At 67.0% G+C, this 3,037-nt stretch carries 2 protein-coding genes; both read left to right on the top strand.

All coding sequences use genetic code 11. The features are described 5' to 3' along the window. The first annotated feature begins 256 nt into the window (after positions 1-256). Positions 257-958: an HAD-IA family hydrolase gene (locus ACFWGJ_RS42995; protein WP_107021032.1), complete on the top strand. Its 702-nt coding sequence runs from the start codon at positions 257-259 to the stop codon at positions 956-958. Positions 959-1,392: 434 nt separating this feature from the next. Continuing rightward, positions 1,393-3,000 carry an ABC transporter substrate-binding protein gene (locus tag ACFWGJ_RS42990; RefSeq protein WP_387334408.1) on the top strand — a complete coding sequence of 536 codons (1,608 nt, stop codon included), beginning with the start codon at positions 1,393-1,395 and terminating at the stop codon, positions 2,998-3,000. The last annotated feature ends 37 nt before the right edge of the window (positions 3,001-3,037 follow it).

The raw sequence follows: 3,037 nt of genomic DNA, 5'->3' as shown, positions 1-3,037 counted from the left end.
CCTCGGGGAGGGGCTGCGCCCCGTCCCACCCAGGGGCGCGGGGAACGGCGCAGTCTTTTGTCTTTGTCTTGAGGGGCGCGGGGAACTGCGCGGGCAACCACGACGGACCGTCAGCCGACCAAGCACCCCCAGCCCCCGGCGCCCCCGCCATACCAAGAGGCGCCGCCGCCGACGTGGACGTACACTGGTCGGTCCAGTGCAGGCCGGTTCCCCAGGAGGGAACCGGCCTTCTCGTCCCTTAAACGGAGGTGCGCCTATGACCAGTACCGTCCCCCCACCAGGCACCCGGACAGCCGAAAGCTCCACCCTCCAGGCAGTCCTCCTGGACATGGACGGAACCCTCGTCGACACGGAGGGCTTCTGGTGGGACGCCGAGGTCGAGGTGTTCGCCCAGCTCGGCCACCGGCTGGACGACGCCTGGCGCCACGTCGTGGTCGGCGGCCCCATGACCCGCAGCGCCGGCTTCCTCATCGAGGCCACCGGCGCCACGATCACCCTCTCCGAACTCACCGTGCTGCTGAACGACGGGTTCGAGAACCGCATCGCCCGGTCCCTCCCGCTGATGCCCGGCGCCGCGAGACTCCTGGCAGAGCTGGCCGCGCACGGCATCCCCACCGCGCTGGTCTCCGCCTCGCACCGCCGCATCATCGACCGCGTACTGCTCTCGCTCGGCGCGCAGAACTTCACCCTGACCGTCGCGGGCGACGAGGTGGAGCGCACCAAGCCCTTCCCCGACCCGTATCTGATCGCCGCCGCAGGGCTCGGCGCGGATCCGGCCAGGTGCGCGGTCATCGAGGACACCGCGACGGGCGTGGCCGCCGCCGAGGCGGCGGGCTGCCAGGTCGTGGCCGTACCGTCCGTGGCGCCGATCGCCCCGGCTGCCGGAAGGACCGTCGTGCGATCCCTCGAACAGGTCGACCTGCCTTTTCTCCGGAGCCTGATGACGGAAAAGCGCTAATCGTTCACCCACGGTGCACGAGGGAATGCGGAAAAACTGCATGGTCATTGCACCGGAATAATTCGATCACTCGCCGCGCGCCTCGGATGGCCGAATTCCGGTACTCTCACACCCAGTTGAAGGTGTGACGTTCGCCACTGTGGAGGGGGTCGACAAGGGGCCCCTGATGTGTCTGACGGCCCCGTGCGGTGGTCGCGGGCGTGCCCTTGTGTCCTTATTTGTGGAACGCTGTACGAATCCTTCCGCTGTCGGTTTTTCGGTGCGTCCACGGCCGGTCTCGCAGCGTGATGGGAACTCAACTCCGGTACCTGCGAACCGCCCTGCCGGTCCCGACTAATCTCATCGCGAGAACATCGCCGTAACCCCCGTGTACCCGACCGCAACACCCCGGCATGCCGGGCCCGCGGGATCGACAGCTCTGGAGAACTTCGAGCATGAACCGTAAGCCTTTGGTGCTGCCGGCCGCGATCGGTCTGCTCGCCTCTGTCCTCGCCGCGTGCGGCGGTTCCGACAGTGGAGGCGACGGCGGCGACGCGATCGCCGTCGGTACCACCGACCGGTTCACCGCCTCGAAGGAGGCACCGGCCCCGTTCGACCCGGCCTACGCGTACGACGTCGGCGCCTGGAACGTGCTGCGCCAGACGGTCCAGACCCTGATGGCCATGCCCAACGGCGGCGGCGACCCCACTCCGGAGGCCGCCGAGGAGTGCGGATTCACCGACTCCGCCAACGAGCGCTACGCCTGCACGCTGCGCAAGGACCTCAAGTTCTCCAACGGTGACCCCGTCACCGCCGAGGACGTGAAGTTCTCCATCGACCGCGCGCTGCAGATCAAGGCCGACACGGGCGTCTTCGCCCTGCTGTCGACCGTCGACACCGTCGAGACCAAGGGCGACCGTGAGGTGATCTTCCACCTCAACAGCGCCGACGCCACCTTCCCGTTCAAGCTGTCCACGCCGGTCGCGGGCATCCTGAACCCCAAGGACTACGCCAAGAACAAGCTGCGCGACGGCTTCGAGGTCAGCGGCTCCGGCCCCTACAGCCTCAAGGCCGAGACCAGCGGCGACGACGTCACCAAGGTCGTTTTCACCAAGAACCCCTACTACCAGGGGATCTCGGACATCAAGAACGACAAGGTCGAGCTCCGGTCCTTCGAGGACACGGACTCCATGGGCGCCGCGCTCGACAAGGGCGACATCGACATGATGACCCGCACCATGTCGCCCGAGCAGATCAAGAAGCTGCAGAACGCCAAGGACAGCAAGATCGATGTGATCGAGCAGCCCGGCCTTGAGATCCGCTACATCGGCTTCGACGTCGAGAAGCCGTCCCTGGAGGACAAGGCGGTCCGCCAGGCGATCGCCCACATCGTCAACCGCAGCGAACTCACCTCCAAGGTGTACGGCACCGGTGCCGACCCGCTGTACTCCATGGTCCCGGCCACCGTCACCGGCCACGCCAACTCGTTCTTCAACGAGTACGGCGAGCCCGACGTCACCGCGGCCAAGAACCTCCTCGCCGCCGCGAACGTCACCACGCCGGTGAAGTTCACGATGAACTACACGACGGACCACTACGGCTCCGCCACCAAGGCCGAGTTCGAGACGCTGCAGAAGCAGCTCAACGACACGGGCCTGTTCGACGTGGACATCAAGGGCGAGAAGTGGGAGACCTACCGCCCCAAGCAGCGCGAGGGCAAGTTCGCGGTCTACGGCATGGGCTGGTTCCCCGACTTCCCGGACGCGGAGACCTTCCTCACGCCGTTCCTGGACAAGGACAACACCATCGCGTCGCCTTACGTGAACAAGCGCATCCGGGAGAACCTGATCCCGGAGTCCCGCCGCGAGGCCGACCGACTCAGCGCCTCGAAGAGCATCGAGGAGATCCAGAGCATCGTCGCCAAGGACGTCCCGCTCCTGCCCCTGTGGCAGGGCAAGCAGTACGTCGCCGTACGGGACGACATCACCGGCGCCGAGTACGCGCTCAACTCCTCGGCCACCCTGCAGCTGTGGGAGCTGGGCCGCGGAGTCGGCAGCGACTGACGACCAGCACATGAGAACGGCCGCCCCCTTCCAGAAG

This window comes from Streptomyces sp. NPDC060205 (genome assembly GCF_042728395.1).
Classification (GTDB): Bacteria; Actinomycetota; Actinomycetes; order Streptomycetales; family Streptomycetaceae; genus Streptomyces.
The sequence above is the reverse complement of the archived record's forward strand: the minus strand, read 5'-3'. Positions and strand labels throughout refer to the sequence as shown.

Excerpts from the sequence above, each read along its gene's own strand:
- ACFWGJ_RS42990 (WP_387334408.1), top strand. The coding sequence starts at position 1,393 with ATGAACCGTAAGCCTTTGGTGCTGCCGGCCGCGATCGGTCTGCTCGCC.
- ACFWGJ_RS42995 (WP_107021032.1), top strand. The coding sequence starts at position 257 with ATGACCAGTACCGTCCCCCCACCAGGCACCCGGACAGCCGAAAGCTCC.